Origin of the sequence: Streptococcus infantis (assembly GCF_047463635.1) — a bacterium.
Classification (GTDB): domain Bacteria; phylum Bacillota; class Bacilli; order Lactobacillales; family Streptococcaceae; genus Streptococcus; species Streptococcus infantis_W.
In genome coordinates this window covers 135,500-155,056 of sequence record NZ_JASHDL010000002.1, presented here as the reverse complement: position 1 = coordinate 155,056, position 19,557 = coordinate 135,500, and the positions used below count along the sequence as shown (strand labels likewise).

At 42.0% G+C, this 19,557-nt stretch carries 18 protein-coding genes and 1 riboswitch; of the genes, 6 read left to right on the top strand and 12 right to left on the bottom strand.

Annotated features, from left to right (window positions below; all coding sequences use genetic code 11):
- Positions 1-69: 69 nt before the first annotated feature.
- The 9 genes from QM867_RS02475 to uvrA form a co-directional block, all read right to left on the bottom strand.
- Positions 70-1,308 (bottom strand): bifunctional folylpolyglutamate synthase/dihydrofolate synthase, encoded by a 1,239-nt coding sequence (locus tag QM867_RS02475; RefSeq protein ID WP_414273108.1) that lies wholly within the window; start codon positions 1,306-1,308, stop codon positions 70-72.
- Positions 1,309-1,717: 409 nt separating this feature from the next.
- Positions 1,718-2,023 carry a DUF1292 domain-containing protein gene (locus QM867_RS02470; protein ID WP_000017624.1) on the bottom strand — a complete coding sequence of 102 codons (306 nt, stop codon included), beginning with the start codon at positions 2,021-2,023 and terminating at the stop codon, positions 1,718-1,720.
- A 15-nt stretch (positions 2,024-2,038) separates the two neighbouring features.
- Positions 2,039-2,458 carry a Holliday junction resolvase RuvX gene (ruvX, locus tag QM867_RS02465; protein ID WP_414315084.1) on the bottom strand — a complete coding sequence of 140 codons (420 nt, stop codon included), beginning with the start codon at positions 2,456-2,458 and terminating at the stop codon, positions 2,039-2,041.
- A 3-nt stretch (positions 2,459-2,461) separates the two neighbouring features.
- Positions 2,462-2,728 (bottom strand): IreB family regulatory phosphoprotein, encoded by a 267-nt coding sequence (locus QM867_RS02460; protein WP_000507060.1) that lies wholly within the window; start codon positions 2,726-2,728, stop codon positions 2,462-2,464.
- A gap of 96 nt (positions 2,729-2,824) precedes the next feature.
- Positions 2,825-3,397, bottom strand: a complete 573-nt coding sequence (locus tag QM867_RS02455) for an SP0191 family lipoprotein (RefSeq protein WP_414315083.1) — start codon at positions 3,395-3,397, stop codon at positions 2,825-2,827.
- A 66-nt stretch (positions 3,398-3,463) separates the two neighbouring features.
- Entirely contained in the window at positions 3,464-3,862 is a 399-nt protein-coding gene (gene spx, locus QM867_RS02450) for a transcriptional regulator Spx (RefSeq protein WP_000591165.1), read from the bottom strand.
- A 135-nt stretch (positions 3,863-3,997) separates the two neighbouring features.
- Positions 3,998-6,658, bottom strand: coding sequence for a magnesium-translocating P-type ATPase (mgtA, locus tag QM867_RS02445; RefSeq protein WP_414315082.1), 2,661 nt, complete (start codon positions 6,656-6,658; stop codon positions 3,998-4,000).
- A 192-nt stretch (positions 6,659-6,850) separates the two neighbouring features.
- A riboswitch (M-box (ykoK) riboswitch) is annotated at positions 6,851-7,004 on the bottom strand.
- Positions 7,005-7,057: 53 nt separating this feature from the next.
- Entirely contained in the window at positions 7,058-8,119 is a 1,062-nt protein-coding gene (locus QM867_RS02440) for a M24 family metallopeptidase (RefSeq protein WP_414311086.1), read from the bottom strand.
- On the bottom strand, positions 8,112-10,943 hold the full coding sequence (gene uvrA / locus QM867_RS02435) for an excinuclease ABC subunit UvrA (RefSeq protein ID WP_414311087.1): 2,832 nt from the start codon (positions 10,941-10,943) through the stop codon (positions 8,112-8,114). The genes QM867_RS02440 and uvrA overlap by 8 nt, the downstream gene beginning before the upstream one ends.
- Before the next feature lie 142 nt (positions 10,944-11,085).
- On the opposite strand from uvrA, the gene QM867_RS02430 reads away from it, so the two are divergent.
- From QM867_RS02430 to QM867_RS02410, 5 genes are all read left to right on the top strand, one after another.
- Entirely contained in the window at positions 11,086-12,030 is a 945-nt protein-coding gene (locus tag QM867_RS02430) for a magnesium transporter CorA family protein (protein ID WP_414315081.1), read from the top strand.
- Positions 12,031-12,042: 12 nt separating this feature from the next.
- Positions 12,043-12,717: a DUF1129 domain-containing protein gene (locus tag QM867_RS02425; RefSeq protein WP_000077985.1), complete on the top strand. Its 675-nt coding sequence runs from the start codon at positions 12,043-12,045 to the stop codon at positions 12,715-12,717.
- Between the two features lie 200 nt (positions 12,718-12,917).
- The gene (locus QM867_RS02420; RefSeq protein ID WP_006149211.1) at positions 12,918-13,181 is read left to right on the top strand and encodes a SemiSWEET family transporter; all 264 of its coding nucleotides are present in this window, start codon (positions 12,918-12,920) and stop codon (positions 13,179-13,181) included.
- Between the two features lie 150 nt (positions 13,182-13,331).
- Entirely contained in the window at positions 13,332-14,366 is a 1,035-nt protein-coding gene (locus tag QM867_RS02415) for a S66 family peptidase (RefSeq protein ID WP_414315080.1), read from the top strand.
- 105 nt (positions 14,367-14,471) lie between these two features.
- Entirely contained in the window at positions 14,472-14,735 is a 264-nt protein-coding gene (locus tag QM867_RS02410) for a SemiSWEET family transporter (protein ID WP_000166114.1), read from the top strand.
- Between the two features lie 84 nt (positions 14,736-14,819).
- On the opposite strand, the gene QM867_RS02405 is transcribed toward QM867_RS02410, so the two are convergent.
- From QM867_RS02405 to mutL, 3 genes are all read right to left on the bottom strand, one after another.
- A complete protein-coding gene (locus tag QM867_RS02405; RefSeq protein ID WP_414315079.1) occupies positions 14,820-15,383 on the bottom strand; it encodes a DNA-3-methyladenine glycosylase I in 564 nt (187 codons plus the stop codon).
- 9 nt (positions 15,384-15,392) lie between these two features.
- Complete coding sequence (gene ruvA, locus QM867_RS02400; protein ID WP_414315078.1) at positions 15,393-15,986, bottom strand: Holliday junction branch migration protein RuvA; 594 nt, start codon at positions 15,984-15,986, stop codon at positions 15,393-15,395.
- A gap of 118 nt (positions 15,987-16,104) precedes the next feature.
- A complete protein-coding gene (gene mutL, locus QM867_RS02395; RefSeq protein ID WP_414315077.1) occupies positions 16,105-18,054 on the bottom strand; it encodes a DNA mismatch repair endonuclease MutL in 1,950 nt (649 codons plus the stop codon).
- A 183-nt stretch (positions 18,055-18,237) separates the two neighbouring features.
- Here mutL and tyrS point away from each other — a divergent pair, with 183 nt between their 5' ends.
- Entirely contained in the window at positions 18,238-19,494 is a 1,257-nt protein-coding gene (gene tyrS, locus QM867_RS02390) for a tyrosine--tRNA ligase (protein ID WP_075232332.1), read from the top strand.
- The last annotated feature ends 63 nt before the right edge of the window (positions 19,495-19,557 follow it).

The following is a 19,557-nucleotide window of genomic DNA, read 5'->3' as shown; positions in this document are numbered from 1 at the left end:
AGGCAGAAAAACTGCAGAACTATTCTACTTATACTATATCAAATAAAAGAAACAAGGTCTATCAAGCAACTATGTTTTTATAAGGTAGGCACGAACTTCAGATATAAAATAGAGGGAACCTGTCACAAACAGTAAGTCTTTCTCCCCTGCAGACTTTTCAAAATCATCTATAAAGTCTCGATAGGAAGCAACTCTATGATATCCACTTAAATCCTGCTCCTCCAAAGAGCCTTGATAGTCGAAGCTCGTCACATAGAGAGCTGTATCAGGTAAATGATCTGTCAAATAAGTTAACATTCCGCTATAATCCTTACGCTTTAAAGCTCCAAAAAGGATTTGAAGGTGACAACCTTGCTGAATTTTTTGCTGGATAAATTCAACTAACCGCTCCAAGGCTGGTAGATTGTGGGCACCATCTAGATAAATGTGCTCCGTAACAGCTTCTAGACGCCCAGCCCAACTGGTTGTTTTCAGAGCACACCGGACAACTTCCTCATCGACCTTTTCACCTCTCTCTGTCATAAACAACAGAAATGCCTGCAAAGCCAAAGCAGCATTCTCCTCTTGATAAGCTCCTTCCAAACCCAGTTTTAGTCGGGTCAAATCCGCTAGAGAAGAAGAAAAATGTCCTGATTTGAAAGAAAAATCTCGGACAGCTTGGTAGAGAGTGACATCTAAATCTTCTGCTATCTTTTGACAAACGAGCTGGGCTTCAGGAGCTAAGTTTGCAATCACTGCTGCTCTTCCTTGCTTAAAAATTCCTGCTTTCTGTTCAGCGATTTCTTCCAGACTATTGCCCAAGGTCTCCTGGTGATCTAGGCCAATTGATGTAATAACTGCGATCTCTCCAGTAACCACATTGGTCGTGTCAAGCAAGCCACCAATTCCAACTTCTAATAGAACTAGATCCACCCCTTGTTCTTTAAAATAAAGCAAAGCAATCACGGTTAACAACTCAAAAAAAGATAGCTGGTCATGTGTTTCTAGAAGTCTTTGCTCCATTTCCTTAACTTGATTTGCCAAACGAATAAAGTCTGCGTCCGATATGGGTTGACCATTGATACAAATCCGATCATGAATGCTAACAATGTGAGGGGAAGTAAAGGTCCCCACCTTCTTACCATGAGAAACAAAGAGCTCTCTCATAAAGGCAATGGTTGAACCCTTTCCATTTGTCCCTGTCACATGGATAATAGGATAGGCTTGCTCAGGATTTCCCAGCAAGTTTACCGCACTCTGCATCCTCCCTAAACCTGATCTAAAATTCAAACCGATTCGACTATGAAGCCATTTTTCTACTTCAAACACGCTTAATCTCCTTAATCCTTAACAAAAAAGCGAAGATTCTCTTCGCTTTTTACTTCATTAGCTAGTATTTAATTCTAGTATGGGAGAAAAATGTCCCCCGGACGTTCCAACTCTCCCTAGTTTCTAGGAGTTGGGGTAAAAACGTTCCCCGGAATTACCAGTTCTCTCTTATTTCAAGGAACTGGGCTGATACAGTCTCCCAGACTGCCTGCGTTTCCAATTTCTAGCGCGGGGCTAAAAACGTTCCCCGGACGTTCCTGCTTTTTCTCATTTCTAGAAGCAGGGTAAAAACATCCCCCGGATGATCCAACTCTCTCCAGTTTCTAGGAGTTGGGCTAAAAACATCCCCCGAACTTACCAGTTCTCTCTTATTTCAAGGAACTGGGGTGATACAGTCTCCCAGACTGTATCACTCCTCCATAAAGCTGTTGAAGACTTCTTCAATCATGTTCCATTCATCTTCTGAATCTTCAGGGATTGGTTGCAATTCACCTTCTGTTCCATCTTCATTTTCGATGAATGAATAAGCTTGGATTTCAACTTCGCCGTTTTCATCTTCTTCTGCATTAACTGGTACAAGAAGAACATAGTTTTTACCAAATTCTTCTTTTCCGTCAATGGTCAAAAGGATTTCAAACAAAGTTTCGTTTCCTTGCTCATCTACAAGTGTAATAAGTTCACGTTCTTCGTGATCGTGGTTGTGATCGTGTGACATAGTTTCTCCTCTGTCTTAAAATTTTCTATCTAAATAATTTTGCAAAATCAATTGAGCGGCTAATTTATCAATAACTTTTTTACGCTTATTACGACTAATATCTGCTTGCTCAATCAACATACGCTCTGCAGCGACCGTAGTTAGGCGTTCATCTTGATACTCTACCGGTAGACCAAAGAGTTCTGCTAGTTTGGCTCCATAGGCTTGACTGGCTTCCACGCGCGGTCCGCTGGTATTGTTCATGTTTTTAGGCAAACCAACAACAAAACGGTCTACCTTATAGGTTTCAACGAGTTCCTTGAGGCGTTCAAAACCAAACTGACCTTGATCTTCATTGATTTGGATGATTTCAAGCCCTTGTGCCGTAAAACCTAACGGATCGCTAATCGCTACTCCTACCGTTTTGGAACCAACGTCCAATCCCATAATTCTCATAGATTATAGATCGACTCCTTGTCCTTTAAGGTAGTAGCGAACCAATTCTTCAACGATTTCATCTCGCTCATACTTACGGATTTGATTTCGTGCATTGTTATAACGAGGAACGTAAGCTGGGTCTCCACTGAGAACATAGCCCACGATCTGGTTAATAGGGTTATAGCCCTTTTCATTCAAAGAAGCATAGACATCTGTCAATGTTTCACTGATTTCTTTTTTATTGGAATCGTCCAATTTAAAACGTACGGTTTCTTCAGTAAATCCCATTCTAACACCCTCTTTCCTTAGAATAGTACTATTATAGCACATTCGCGGTCGTTCTACAAATCACACAGTCTGATTCTGCTGATTTTCTCTGACTTTTTACTGGACTATTGCCCCATTTGCAACACGATTAGCAATATAGTCCTCTGGTTCGTTTTTCAATAGATTTTCCAGTCCAACATTCTTCAAGTATTCGTTTTCACTCGCTTTTTTGAGATCCAGTGTTTGGAAATCATAGCTAGTCTTGGTTTCCATTTCTTTCTCATTTAAAAGAGTCGTTTCAATGGTAAAGCCTGAAATTTTTCGAGCTGCTTGAACAGACTCATCCTTGTCCTCAGCTTCTTTAAGAGCTTTTTTAGCTTCATCTAATCCTCGCTCAGAAATATAATTTTTTAAATCTTCTGATACAGGACGTTTCTGCTGAATGGTCAAGCTTAAAAATTGATTGCCTTTGTAAGTAATGATTTGAGTTTGCTGTGCTCCACTCTCATCAGCTGGCAAAACCAAGGTCTTGGTAACAACTGTATTCTTGCTTGCATTTTCTAATACAGGCAAAGTAGACTGTAGAGCTTCTTGAGAACTCTCAGTAGTTGAAGCTGCTGTTTCTTTTTTCTGACCACATCCAACGAGCAAAAATAGTGCTGCGAATGTTCCAATGACTAACTTTTTCATAAATCCTCACATGTTATCCAATTTAAATATTAGAGAAGGCCAGGAGTCACTCCCAGCCTTGATGTTTTATAGAGCCGCACGTAAACGCGCTTCTGCATTTTCCACATTACGGACAGAGCGTGGCAAAAAGGCACGGATATCGTCTTCTTTATAGCCGACTTGTAGGCGTTTCTCATCTACAAGAATCGGACTTTTCAAGATACGTGGTGTTTCCATGATTAGGTTGAGCACTTCATTGACACTCAAATCTTCGATATCAACACCAAGGGCCTTTGCATAACGATTTTTCGATGATACGATACTTGCAATTCCATTGTCTGTTTTTGTCAAAATATCAAGCAGTTCTTCTCTCGTGATTCCTTCCTTACCGAGGTTTTGTTCTTTATAACTTAACTGGTGGGCATTGAGCCAGGTCTTCGCTTTTTTACAGCTAGTACAACTTGAGACTGTATAAATTTTGATCATGTACCTACCCCTTTCGCTACATGTTACTATCAGTTTAAACTATTATACCATAAAAAACATCGGACTTGCGACCTATTTTTAAAAAATTTTAACTTTTTTGGCAATTTTTGAACTTTTTTCTTGACAAAACACGAACTATAACCATTCTTTATATTTCTTAATGTAAAATTTCTTAATAACTGTGACGCTAAACATATACAAGAAAATAATACAGATTAAGAACAAGAAGTAAGGAAGTCCTAAGGGTGCTAGACGAAGGATATTTACCAGTGGTCCATAAGGTAAACTGGTTACGAAGAAGGCTGCAACCAGAGTCATCAAAATCACAAGCCAAGCTGGTCTGCTTTGTACAAAAGGAACTTTTGCTGTACGAAGCATATGGATGACCATGGTTTGAGACCACATTGATTCGATGAACCATCCTGTTTGGAATAAGATAATAAACTGAAGGGCAGATTCAGATCCATGGACATAATGATGACCTGTCACCAATGGAACAATGATAAAGTAGAGGAAGATAAAGGTCAAAATATCAAAGACAGATGAGATTGGTCCCATCCAAACCATAAATCGCGTAATGGATTTTGCTTCCCATGTATGGGGTTGTTTAAGGAAGTCTTGATCCACATTATCAAATGGCAATGCCACACAAGACAAATCATAGACTAGGTTTAGGACAATGAGATGAACAGGAGCCATTGGTAAAAATGGTAAGAAAATACTCGCAACAAGGAGTGAGAAGATATTCCCAAAGTTTGAACTAACGGTCATCTTGATGTACTTGGTCATGTTGGCGTAGACCTTACGGCCCTCAACGATACCAGTTTCAAGGACCATGAGATCCTTGTCTAGCAAAATAACATCCGCTGTTTCCTTAGCGATATCGACTGCTGTATCTACAGAAATTCCAACATCAGCCACCTTCATGGATGGAGCGTCGTTGATTCCATCTCCCATATAACCAACGGCATGACCATTTTTCTTTAACTGTAAAATGATACGGGCTTTTTGATCAGGAGACAATTTAGCAAATACTGTTACACTTTCAACCGCTTCTGCCAATTCTTGGTCTGTCATTTGGTCAATGTCAGCCCCTAAGAGCATATGCTCAACGTCCAAACCAACCTTTTCACAAATGGCTTGGGTTACTTTTTCGTTATCCCCAGTTAAAATTTTTGTTTTGACACCATGCTCAAGCAGAGCTTGAATAGCGGGTGCTGCAGATGGTTTTGGCGGATCCAAAAAGGCAAGGTAACCTGTAAGGATCATGTCACTTTCATCAGTCACAGCATAGGCATAATCTTCACGTAGACCTGACTTGTAACCAACACCTAAAACACGCAAACCTTGACGGTTTAATTGACCAACTTCTGCTAATACTTCTTGGCGAATGTCTTCGGTTAGGGGAATGATTTCTCCGCGATATTCCACATGAGTCGAAATGTTCAACATTTCTTCTAAAGCGCCTTTGGTAACCATACTAACGACATTGCTGTCATCTTTGACGATGACACTCATGCGTCTGCGTTCAAAGTCAAAAGGCAGTTCATCAATCTTTTGGAAGATGTTATCCAAATCTTGTAGAATAACGTGTTCTTTAGCTTCTTTTTCAGTTCTACTGATGATGGCACGATCCATCAAGTTTTTCAAACCTGTTTGAAAATGTGAATTTAGATAAGCTCTTCTTAAGACCGCCATATCCAAATCACCATGGATATCCAAGGGATATTCTAAGACAATCTCATCTTGCGTTAGAGTTCCAGTTTTATCCGTACATAGGATATCGATTGCTCCTAAGTCCTGGATAGCATTGAGTTTTTTGATGACCACCTTTTCCTTGGCCATAATAATGGAACCTTTGGCCAAGCTGGCTGTGATAATCATTGGAAGCATTTCTGGTGTAAGTCCGACACCGACGCTCAAGGCAAAGACTCCAGCCTCTAGCCAGTCTCCATCAGTCAACCCATTTGCGAAAAACACGATCGGAACCATGACAAGCATCAAGCGGATCAAGAGCCAAGAAATGCTGTTCATTTCACGTTCAAAAGAAGTTGGCTCATCATAGGTGTTGAGAGTTTGCTCAATAGCTCCCATCATGGTGTCATCACCAACAGCGAGAACCATAGCTGTAGCACTTCCTGAGATAACGTTTGTCCCCATGAATGCCAAGGATTCTGCTTCTAAAAGACTCTCTACATTTTGATTAGTAGCTTTATTTAAAGCAAGCTTTTCGACTGCATCGCTTTCTCCAGTCAAACCTGACTGTTGAACGAAAAAGTCGCGGGATTCAAACAAGATAACATCTGCAGGAATCATATCTCCCGCACTCAATTTCACGAGATCTCCTACAACCAACTCATCGATGGGTAACTCTTGTTCAAGACCATCACGAATAACAGTTGCAGTGTTGACAATCATTTTTGAAAGATTGGTTGTTGCCTTGTCGCTCCGCAATTCTTGGACAAAACGGATCCCTCCTGAAATCAAAACCAAGACAACGATAATGATAGAAGTCGTTGGATCCTCTTGTCCAGGTTTGGCAAGCCAGACATTTGTAACGAGAGAGATAAAGGCAATCACAAGCAAAATGATTGTGAAAGGATTGATAATGGACTCATAAATTTTCTTAAAGATGGAATCCTCTTGACCCTTGGTGATGGTGTTTTCCCCATATAGGTCACGATTTTCTTCGACTTGTTCTGAATCTAAGCCTTTTAGACTTGTATGGTAAAAAGCTAGACTATCTTTAAATGGAGTTTGAATAGCTGCTGCTAGTCTTTCTTTTGTAGTTTTCATTGGTTTCTCCTATCTGTATGAATGGTGATTTCATACACAGAGTCCAATCACTTTATAAGGACAAAACGACACAAATCAGCGATTGGCTGTGTATGTGCGGTTCTGGATGATCGTCAATTTGCATCGTTTGTCTCCTTTCTTTGTTCTAAAATAGCAGAAAATCCTGCCATAAAATGGCAGGACTAAAAAACTTATTATCCGTTTTCGTTCAAGCTTTAACTCCATAGGGCGATGTAATGAGCTTAGTCTTGACCTTCGCGACCAGGACTGTTGACCAACGAGTAGTGTCTCCACTGCTTTGCGGTAGTCATCCGTATCCCTATGGTAGCCTCACCTACCGTTTTCGCCTTTCAGTATAAACCTTTAACTAGTAAAAGTCAACGATTTATCTCATTTTCTTTAGATAACAATCAATTCCTTTGGAGCAAGGGTTAATAATTCACAGCCGGTATCTGTAATCAGGATGTCGTCTTCGATACGAACGCCATATTTGCCTTCGATATAGATACCTGGCTCATCTGTCAATGCCATACCCGCCTTAATAGTTTCTGTAGATGTTTGGCTAAAGTATGGTTCCTCATGAATATCCAGCCCAATACCGTGTCCGATACCGTGAGTAAAGTAGTCTCCATAACCTGCCTCAATGATAATATCACGAGGGATTTTGTCAAAGTCACGGAAACCTAAGCCAGCCTTAGCCTGGTCAATCAAGGCTTGGTTGGCTTTCAAAACAGTGTTGTAGATTTCTGCTTGTTCGTCGCTGACATGGCCTAGGTAGATGGTACGAGTCATATCACTCACATAATGCTCGTAAAGGCAGCCGAAGTCCATGGTAATAGCTTCACCTAGTTCTACTGGCTTATGCATTGGGTGGGCATGAGGTTTAGAAGAGTTGATTCCACTCGCTAAGATTGTGTCAAAAGACAAACCTGCCGCTCCCAGCTCACGCATACGGAAGTCAAGGAAATTGGCAATTTCAATTTCTGTCTTACCTGGCTTGATAAAGTCAAGAGCATCGTGGAAAGCTTGGTCTGAGATGGAACAAGCCTTACGAATAGTCGCAATTTCTGTCTCATCCTTAATCATACGAAGTGCTTCAACAAACTGAGTCTGAGGAAGTAATTCCAAACCTTCAAAGGCGGTTTGCATGCGATGGTAATAAGAAACTGAAATCTCATCTTCAAATCCGATACGAGAAAGGCCCATATCTTTTGCAATCTTTGCGATAGTAGCTAATTCATCACGCTCTGCAAAAATCTCAAAACCGGTTACTTCTTGCTTGGCAGCGATGATATAGCGGGCATCTGTCACCAAGACCTGACGGTCACGGCTGATGAAGACTGTCCCATTTGAACCCCAAAATCCTGTCAAATAGTAGACATTTTTAAGGTTATTGATAATGATTCCATCTAGTTCTTTTTCTTGCATTTTATCTAAAAATGCTTGTACACGTTTATTCATGATGTAACTTTCCTTTCAAATACTGTCCTGTATAGCTAGCTTCATTAGCAGCTACTTCCTCTGGTGTCCCTGTTGCGATAATAGTACCACCGCCAACACCACCTTCTGGTCCTAGGTCGATAATATGGTCTGCTGTTTTGATAACATCCAGATTGTGCTCAATGACGAGAACTGTATTGCCATCATCGACAAAGCGAGACAAAACGGTGAGTAGTCGAGCGATGTCCTCAGTATGCAAACCAGTTGTCGGTTCATCTAAAATGTAGAAGGACTTACCTGTCGAGCGCTTGTGGAGTTCGCTAGCCAACTTCATACGCTGCGCTTCTCCACCAGAAAGTGTCGTAGCTGGTTGTCCTAAGGTCACATAACCTAGACCTACATCCTTGATAGTCTGGAGTTTGCGTTGAATTTTCGGAATGTGTTGGAAAAATTCTACTGCGTCATTGACTGTCATATCCAAGACTTGCGAGATATTCTTTTCCTTGTAGTGAACTTCCAGGGTTTCGCTATTGTAACGAGTTCCATGGCAGACTTCACAAGCTACGTATACATCTGGCAAGAAATGCATCTCAATCTTGATAATCCCATCACCCGAGCAGGCTTCACAGCGCCCACCCTTGACATTGAAACTAAAACGACCCTTTTTGTAGCCACGAATCTTGGCTTCATTTGTCTGGGCAAAGAGGTCACGTATATCGTCAAAAACTCCCGTATAGGTGGCAGGGTTAGACCTTGGCGTTCGTCCAATTGGACTCTGGTCAATATCTATCAGACGATCGATATGTTCGATTCCTGTAATCATCTTAAACTTACCAGGCTTGTCTGAATTGCGATTGAGCTTTTGTGCAATAGCTTTTTTGAGGATGCTGTTAATGAGGGTAGACTTCCCTGAACCAGATACCCCTGTCACCGCAATGAACTTTCCTAGTGGGAAACGAGCGGTGATGTTTTGCAAGTTGTTCTCACGCGCACCTGTCACTTCGATAAAACGACCATTTCCAACACGGCGTTCTGACGGTACAGGAATCGCGCGTTTTCCTGATAGATACTGTCCTGTGATGGACTTGCTGTTGCGAGCTACCTGCTTAGGCGTTCCCGCCGCAACAATTTCTCCACCAAAGACACCTGCACCAGGGCCAACGTCAATCAGATAATCGGCTTCTCGCATGGTGTCTTCATCGTGTTCTACCACGATGAGAGTGTTGCCCAAGTCACGCATCTTTTTCAGACTGGCAATCAAACGGTCATTGTCCCTCTGGTGAAGACCGATGGATGGCTCATCAAGGATATAGAGAACTCCTGAGAGGTTGGAACCAATCTGGGTCGCTAAGCGAATACGTTGACTCTCCCCACCTGATAGGGTTCCTGCCGAGCGGGATAACGTTAAATAGTTAAGGCCCACGTTATTTAGGAAAGTCAAGCGGTCCTTGATTTCCTTCAGGATAGGACGAGCAATAATAGCCTCATTTTCAGATAGAGTTAACTGGTCAATAACTTCCAAATGGTCTGCGATGGAGAGGTCTGAAATTTCTCCGATATGGAGTCCTTTCTCTCCCCCTACACGAACAGATAAGGCTTGGTCATTGAGACGATAACCATGACAAGTGCCACAAGTCAGCTCGTTCATATAGAGACGCATCTGTGTACGAGTGTAGTCGCTATTGGTTTCATGATAGCGACGCTTGATATTATTGACAACACCTTCAAATGGAATATCGATATCACGAACTCCACCAAATTCATTCTCATAGTGGAAATGGAATTCTTTCCCATCTGAACCATAGAAAATGAGGTGTTTATCCGCCTCAGATAAGTCCTCAAAAGGCCTATCCATATCCACTCCAAAGGCTGTCATGGCTTGTTCCAGCATGTTTGGATAATAGTTAGAAGAGATCGGGTTCCAAGGCGCCAAAGCGCCCTCGCGAAGAGTCTTGCTAGCATCTGGCACTACCAAGTCCGTATCAACCTCTAGCTTGATTCCCAAACCATCACACTCACTACAGGAGCCAAACGGTGCATTGAAGGAGAAGAGACGAGGTTCTAACTCTGGAACCGTAAATCCACATACTGGACAAGCATAGTGTTCTGAAAAGAGCAACTCTGAATCATCCATGGTATCAATAACTACATAACCTTCAGCGATACGAAGCGCTGCTTCAATCGAATCAAAGAGACGACTACGGATACCATCCTTGATGATGATACGGTCTACCACCACGTCAATGTTGTGTTGTTTATTCTTTTCAAGTTCAGGAACTTCGGTCACATCGTAAACAACCCCATCGACACGGACACGGACGTAACCATCCTTTTGAATCTTTTCAATCAGCGTCTTATGCTGACCTTTTTTCTTACGAACAACAGGAGCCAAAATCTGCAGACGCTGGCGCTCTGGCAATTCCAAAACCTTGTCCACAATCTGCTCTACAGACGAAGCCTTGATAGCCCCATGTCCATTGATACAATAGGGTGTCCCTACCCGAGCATAGAGAAGACGTAGATAGTCATTGATTTCCGTCGTTGTTCCAACTGTCGAACGAGGATTTTTACTGGTCGTTTTCTGGTCAATGGAAATGGCAGGGCTGAGACCATCGATAGAATCCACATCTGGCTTTTCCATATTGCCCAAGAACTGACGAGCATAGGCTGACAGACTTTCAACGTAGCGACGTTGCCCTTCTGCATAAAGAGTATCAAAGGCCAAACTAGACTTCCCAGATCCAGATAGTCCCGTCACCACAACTAGCTTGTCACGCGGAATTTCCACATCTATATTTTTTAAATTATGGGCGCGTGCCCCATGGATGACAATCTTATCTTGCATATTACTTCTTTCTAGTTCATTCTTGCTTTCCATTATACCAAAAAAAGTGAAATTCTATTACCAAAAAAGCCGATTTTGTAGTATAATAGTACGGTGTCAAAAATCACTGAAACACGGATTAGATTAGGAAAGGATAAGAGATATGAAGCAAGTCTTTCTCTCAACTACAACTGAATTTAAAGAGATTGATACGCTCCAGCCGGGCACTTGGATCAATCTCGTCAATCCTACACAAAGCGAATCGATGGAAATCGCCTCGGCCTTTGATATTGATATCGCCGACCTCCGTGCACCGCTCGATGCGGAAGAGATGTCACGTATCACCATCGAAGATGAGTACACCTTGATTATCGTAGACGTCCCAATTACAGAGGAAAGAAATAACCAGACCTACTATGTGACTATTCCCTTGGGGATTATCATCACAGAAGAGGCTATCATCACTACCTGCTTGGAGTCTCTCCCACTTCTTGATGTGTTTATCAATCGTAGACTTCGGAATTTCTATACCTTCATGCGTTCGCGCTTCATCTTCCAAATCCTCTACCGTAATGCGGAGATTTACCTAACCGCCCTCCGTTCAATCGAACGTAAAAGTGAGCAGATTGAGAGTCAACTTCACAAATCTACTCGAAACGAAGAATTGATCGAACTCATGGAGTTGGAAAAGACCATCGTCTACTTCAAAGCCTCTCTGAAGACAAATGAGCGCGTGATTAAAAAATTGACCAGCGCAACTAGCAATATCAAGAAATACCTCGAAGATGAAGACTTACTGGAAGATACCTTGATTGAAACGCAACAGGCTATCGAGATGGCGGATATCTATGGAAACGTCCTTCATTCTATGACAGAGACCTTTGCCTCTATCATTTCAAACAACCAGAACAATATCATGAAAACCTTGGCACTTGTGACCATCGTTATGTCCATCCCGACCATGATTTTCTCAGCCTACGGAATGAACTTTAAGGATAATGAAATTCCTTTAAACGGAGAACCGCATGCTTTCTGGCTCATCGTCTTCATCGCCTTTGCTATGAGTGTTTCTCTCACTCTTTACCTCATCCATAAAAAATGGTTCTAAACAGGAGTTATTATGTCACAGATTGATTTAAAAGAATTAACAAAGAAAAACCAAGAATTTATCCATATTGCAACCCAACAATTTCTAAAAGATGGAAAAACCGACGCTGAAATCAAGGCCATCCTTGAAGAAGTGATTCCTCATATCCTTGAAGAACAACCAAAAGGTGTAACTGCTCGTTCAATTTACGGAGCACCAACTCACTGGGCTCACAGCTTTAGCGAAAAAGAGCAATACGAGAAAGAACATCCAAAGGAAAACGACGATCCAAAATTGATGATGTTGGATTCAGCCCTTTTCATTACAGGACTGTTTGCAGTAGTTAGTGCCTTGATGAGCTTCTTCTCAAACCAACCAGTGGCTTACGGTTTGGTAACACTCATCAGTGTAGGGGCCTTTGGTGGAGTTGCCTTCTACCTTCTCTACCACTTCATCTACCGCTACTACGGACCAGATACTGACCGTAGCCAACGTCCTCCATTCTGGAAATCACTTTTGGTTATGTTAGCAACCATGTTTGCCTGGGTCTTCATCCTCTTCTTGAGTAACTTCCTTCCACAAGCCATCAACATCAGCCTACCACCTCTTGTTTTGATGGTTATCGGAGGAGCTCTCCTTGCCCTACGTTTCTACCTCAAAAAACGTTTCAACATCAAGAGCGCAAGTGCAGGACCTGCTAGATATTAAGATAAACAATGAAAGTAGTGTGTTTTGTAGACAGACTACTTTTATTATGGCTCCAAAGCATTTTTTTATTCTCCAAAGAAAAGTAGCTACATTTTCTAAAAACGTTCTAATGTAAAGTCTTTCCTTAGAATCCCGAGGTTTTGTCCTTGAATCCAAGTTGTTTTTCTGTTATACTAATAAAGTAATAAGGAGAAATATATATGACTAAACAGAGAATTAATCAAGTTGTTGGTTCAATTGGTGCCTTTATCGGGATTATTGTATTTATAGCCTACATCCCCCAAATTTTTGCCAATTTACAAGGAAATAAAGCTCAACCATTTCAACCTTTATCAGCAGCAGTCTCTTGCTTAATCTGGGTCATTTATGGATGGACAAAAGAGCCTAAGAAAGACTGGATTCTAATCATTCCAAACTCAGCCGGGGTTGTCCTTGGCGGACTGACCTTCCTTACTGCTCTATAAGAATGCAACTACTATAAAAAGCAACCACATCGAACGGTTGCTTTTTTACTACTTTCTTGATCTAAAAGCCTTTTTCTGATTCTAATTCTTGTTGTTTCCCCTCTTCTTTTGTGATACAATAGCATCAATCTATTTCTAGGAGGATGAAATATGGTTTCTACTATTGGTATTGTTAGTTTGTCTAGTGGCATTATCGGAGAGGACTTTGTCAAACACGAAGTGGACTTGGGTATCCAACGTCTCAAGGATCTGGGACTTAATCCTATCTTTTTGCCCCATTCGCTAAAAGGATTGGACTTTATCAAGGACCATCCTGAAGCGCGTGCGGAGGACTTGATGCAAGCCTTTTCTGATGATAGCATCGACATGATCCTATGTGCCATCGGTGGAGACGACACCTATCGTTTGTTACCCTACCTTTTTGAAAATGACCAACTAGAAAAAATCATCAAACAAAAGATTTTTCTTGGCTTCTCAGATACAACCATGAACCATCTCATGTTGCATAAACTAGGTGTTAAAACTTTTTATGGTCAATCCTTTTTAGCAGACATTTGTGAATTGGACAAGGAGATGTTGCCCTATAGCTTTCACTACTTTAAAGAATTGATTGAGACTGGAAAAATCTCAGAAATCTGCCCTAGTGACGTTTGGTATGAAGAACGAACTGACTTCAGTCCCAAGGCTCTAGGAACACCTCGTATCAATCATACAAATACTGGTTTTGACTTGTTACAAGGAAATGCCCAGTTCGAGGGAGAAATCCTCGGTGGTTGCCTCGAATCTCTCTACGATATCTTTGACAACTCTCGATACGCAGACAGCACGGAGCTCTGCCAAAAATACAAACTTTTCCCTGACTTGTCAGACTGGGAAGGAAAAATCCTCTTGCTAGAGACAAGCGAAGAAAAGCCTGAGCCAGAAGACTTCAAAAAGATGTTGCAGACTTTAAAGGAAACTGGGATATTCGCGGTCATCAGCGGACTCTTGGTCGGAAAACCTATGGATGAAGCCTTCTATGACGACTATAAAGAGGCACTATTGGATATCATTGACAGCAATATCCCTACGGTCTATAATCTGAATGTCGGCCACGCAACTCCAAGAGCCATTGTTCCCTTTGGCGTTCACGCCTCTGTAGATGCAAAGGAGCAAATCATTCGCTTTGACTATAACAAAAAATAAATAGTTTCTCTATTTTTGTGCTTTTGTATTCGTTTTCGTTACAATTTGTATCTGAATTTATTGCATTTCGCTAATTTCTATGATATCCTTTTGAAGGAGGTGTATATGACAAAACAAAAAATTAATCGAATCGTAGGTTCTATTGGTGCCTTTATTGGAATTATAGTATTTATTGCCTACATACCTCAAATTATCGCTAATTTACAGGGAAATAAAGCTCAACCATTTCAACCTTTATCAGCTGCTATATCTTGCTTAATCTGGGTTATTTATGGATGGACAAAGGAACCTAAGAAGGATTGGATACTAATCATTCCAAATTCAGCTGGTGTTATTTTAGGTGGAATCACTTTTTTGACTTCACTCTAACAAATCTAATAGTATATATAAAAAGCTGGGAAAAATTTCTCAGCTTTTTTCTATATTCTCAGATATGCTAGTTACCTGTACACACTAATTCCTGCTTTTCCATTCACAATCATTCTCATGATCATCGACTAGGCCTGCTGCTTGTAGAAAAGACAAAACAGCGACTGGGCCTGTGAACTTGAAGCCTCGTTTTTTGAGATCTTTGGCTAATTTCTCAGACAAAGGTGTTTTAGCTGGGGCTTGGCGGTAATCAGGAACATCGTTCACGATCGTTTTCCCCTCAACAAAGGACCAAAGATAGGCATCAAAAGAGCCGTACTCTGCCTGTAGTCGTAGAAAGGCTTGGGCGTTAGCGCGTGTAGCAAAAATCTTGGCTCTATTTCGGATGATTGCCGGATTCTCCAGCAAGGCTTCCAGTTCGGTGTCGGTTATCTCTGCGACCGCTTGAATTTGATAGCCATGAAAGGCTTCTCGGAAAGCCTGGCGTTTGTTGAGTACCGTTTCCCAAGACAGGCCTGCCTGATAGGTTTCCATACACAACAACTCAAACAATGCTTGGTCATCATGGAGAGGTTGGCCCCACTCCTCATCATGATAGGTAATGTAGAGCGGATTGGTCATCTTGACCCACGAACAACGTTTTGTCATGTTCTGCTCCTATTTGACCAACATTTTAAGAGCCGACTTGATATAGTTCTCAGCTGTATCTGTCGTTCCTTCAAAGAATTTCTTGATTTTCTTGAGCTCTGTTGCCTTGTAACCCAGTGCCAACATGGCCTCCATAGCTTCTTCCAGTTCTTGGTTTTCAGCGCTGGCTTGCACTGCCACCTTAGCAGGAAGCTCATCTCCTGCCACAACAACTTTCCCTTCTAAGTCCAACACCATCTGTTGGGCTGTTTTCTTACCGATTTTAGGGAACTTGGTCAAGTAGGTGATGTTCTTAGTCTCAATAGCTTGAACGAGACCTGCATTGTCATCAGCTGCGATGATGGCAAGAGCGGAAACAGGACCAATGCCTGACACAGAGATCAAACTGAGAAAGAGCTTTTTCTCGTCTTCTGAGCGAAATCCATAAAGCAGATGGGCGTCCTCACGCACGACTTGATGCACATAAATTTGAGCTTCTTGGTTGACTTGTCCTGAGTAGGCATAGGGGTTAGCTACGTGTAGGATATAGCCGATTCCGTTTGCTTCTAGAACGATGTATTTAGCAGTAATTTTGGTAATAATACCCTTTAGATATTCGTACATAATTTTCCCTTCAATTATACTCAATGAAAATCAAATCTAAACTAGGAAGCTAACCGTAGGCATAACTTGAGTTAGGCAAGGTAAGGCTGACGCAGTTTAGAGAGATTTTCGAAGAGTATTAGTATTTTCCTAGCTCTCGGAAGCTGGTATGATTTTCCTGAATGCGACGGAACATCTTTTCCATGTCCGACTTGGTAAAGTGAACCAAAACAGGACGTCCGTGTGGACAGTTATAGGGGTTATCACATTGAGAGAGTTGATAGAGGAGTTGTCTAGCCGAGTGGTCATCAATACGATGGTTAGCCTTGATAGACCTCTTGCAGGACATCATAATGGCTAGTTCAGCTCGGTATTTCTTGATTGAAACTTCCTTGGTCAAGAGGAGCATGTCGCACATCTCATAGATTCCAGATTCAATTTCCTCCTCTGCCATCCAAATGGGATGTTCGCGCAAGATAAATTGATTCTCCCCGTATTCTGCTAGAAAGACGCCAACTTCCTCTAAAAGAGACATTCTTTCCTTGAGGCGAAGGGAATCATCCGCAGGAAATTCAAAGATATAGGGCACTAGGAGTTGCTGCTGGCTCTGGTCAACATTGCCAATACTTTCGCGATACTCCTCATACTTAACCCGCTCCTGAGCTGCGTGTTGGTCTATGATGTAAAGCCCATCTCTACCTTGGGCAAAGAGATAGGTTCCATGCATCTGACCGAAAAATTCCAACTCCGGGAAGCTTGAAGATTCTTCTCGCTCCAGCTTGTCATAAGCCTTATCCAAACTAGCCATATCTAACTCAGGATGATCCAGTTGGTCGTAACTGATAGACTTTCTCTCTGCAAAATGCAGTTTTGCTGGTTTGGTCAGCTGATCCAAGGTTTCCTTAGCGAAGAGGTTCAAATCCTGTCTTTCTTCAGTCAGATTCACCTGATGGTCTGCTACCTCAGCTTGAGGCGGTCTTGTCAGCTCCGTTTGCTCGTAGTAAAGATTATTTTCTTTAAGCGGGAGAATGGTTTGCTCTACTTTTTCACGATTGCGTACGGTAGACTTTGCCAGATTTTCCAAGGCATCTGGAATCAAGGTATGTTCCTTGAGACTCTTTGCGATAGCTTCTGAAACCAGTGCCATCAGCTCTCTTTCCTTAGAAATACGCACCTCTTGCTTGGTCGGGTGCACATTGACATCTGCTAGATAAGGATCGATATGGATGTGAATAACAGCTAGCGGAAAACGCCCCACCATAAGCTTGCTGCCGTAACCATCTAAAATGGCACGATTGAGCAGGAAGTTTTTGATATAACGACCATTGATAAAGAGACTGATATAGTTACGATTAGCCCGTGTCAATTCCGGCAAGGACACAAAGCCTGAAATTTCAAAGTCTAGGTCAGAATTCTCAATCTCAACCATTTTTTTGGCACTGGCTAAACCATAAATCCCAGCAATGGCTTGACGCAGTTGACCCGTACCAGCTGTTCGTGTCATTTCCTTGCCATCACTAATCAGGCTAAAAGAAATCTCAGGATGGGCTAGCCCCAGACGGTTGACAATATCAATGATGTGAGACAACTCTGCCTGCTGACTCTTCATATACTTGAGACGAGCCGGTGTATTGAAAAAGAGGTCCTCCACACAAACCTTGGTCCCAACAGGGCTTGTCGCAGGAATGATTTCCTCAACTTCTCCCCCACGAGCCACTAGCTTGGTCCCGTGACTGGCACCGTCCACCGCTGTCAACAAAGTCAAAACACTGACAGATGCGATAGAGGGCAGAGCTTCACCACGAAAACCGAGGGTCCGAATCCGAAAAAGATCCGCTTGATTCTTAATCTTACTGGTCGCATGACGGCGGAGAGCCAATTCTACTTCGTCGTGGGCAATCCCGTGACCATTATCAGTGATTTGAATTTTCTTAAGACCAGCTTCTTCAATCTCAACGATAATCTGGCTTGAGCCAGCATCGATAGCATTTTCAACTAATTCTTTGACAACGCTAGCAGGACGCTCGATAACTTCTCCTGCTGCAATTTGGTTGGCCAATACTTCTGGCAATTCAATAATATGAGACATTTTTCAGCCCCTTTCTCAACTATTTTTATCTATTTCTCTGAAAATAAGCTAGTGCTATTATACCATATTTCACTCGTTTCCAAAAAAGTCCAAGTAGCAACTTTCTTCCCGATTTTACTAGGTTATTTGCTAAGTTTGTGGTACAATAGGTAGAAACAATATTTTAAAAAGGAGAAAAGACACATGCACATTTTTGATGAGCTAAAAGAGCGTGGTTTGATTTTTCAAACGACTGATGAAGAAGCTTTGCGTAAAGCCCTAGAAGAAGGTCAAGTTTCTTATTATACTGGCTACGATCCAACTGCTGACAGCCTTCACCTAGGCCACCTTGTCGCTATCTTGACAAGTCGTCGTTTGCAGTTAGCAGGTCACAAACCTTATGCGCTCGTTGGCGGTGCTACTGGTCTCATCGGAGATCCGTCCTTCAAAGATGCTGAGCGTAGTCTCCAAACAAAAGACACAGTAGATGGCTGGGTCAAGTCTATCCAAGGACAACTTTCTCGCTTTCTTGATTTTGAAAATGGTGAAAATAAAGCTGTCATGGTCAACAACTACGACTGGTTTGGCAGCATCAGCTTCATTGACTTCCTCCGTGATATCGGAAAATACTTCACTGTCAACTACATGATGAGCAAGGAGTCTGTTAAAAAACGAATTGAAACAGGGATTTCTTACACTGAGTTTGCCTACCAAATCATGCAAGGGTACGACTTCTTCGTTCTTAACCAAGAGCACAATGTAACCCTCCAAATCGGTGGTTCTGACCAATGGGGAAATATGACTGCTGGTACAGAATTACTTCGTCGTAAGGCTGACAAGACTGGTCACGTCATCACTGTCCCACTCATTACAGACGCAACTGGTAAGAAATTTGGTAAATCTGAAGGGAACGCTGTTTGGCTCAACCCTGAAAAGACTTCTCCATACGAAATGTACCAATTCTGGATGAATGTTATGGACGCTGATGCTGTTCGCTTCTTGAAGATTTTTACCTTCTTGTCACTGGATGAGATTGAAGAGATCCGTAAACAGTTTGAAGCAGCACCACACGAACGCTTGGCTCAAAAAGTCCTCGCTCGTGAAGTCGTAACACTTGTCCACGGAGAAGAAGCCTACAAAGAAGCTCTCAACATCACTGAGCAACTCTTTGCAGGAAACATCAAAAACCTTTCTGTCAAAGAGCTTAAACAAGGACTTCGTGGTGTACCAAACTATCAAGTACAAGCAGATGAAAATCACAACATCGTTGAACTTCTTGTATCTTCTGGCGTGGTTAACTCAAAACGCCAAGCCCGTGAAGACGTACAAAATGGAGCTATCTACGTCAACGGCGACCGTATCCAAGACCTTGACTATGTCTTAGGGGATAACGATAAATTAGAGAACGAACTCACTGTTATCCGCCGCGGTAAGAAGAAATACTTTGTATTGACTTACTAAATTGTTAAACATTTACCTATAAACAAAGGAGTTACCCTCGAGAAAGGTAACTCCTTTTTGCTG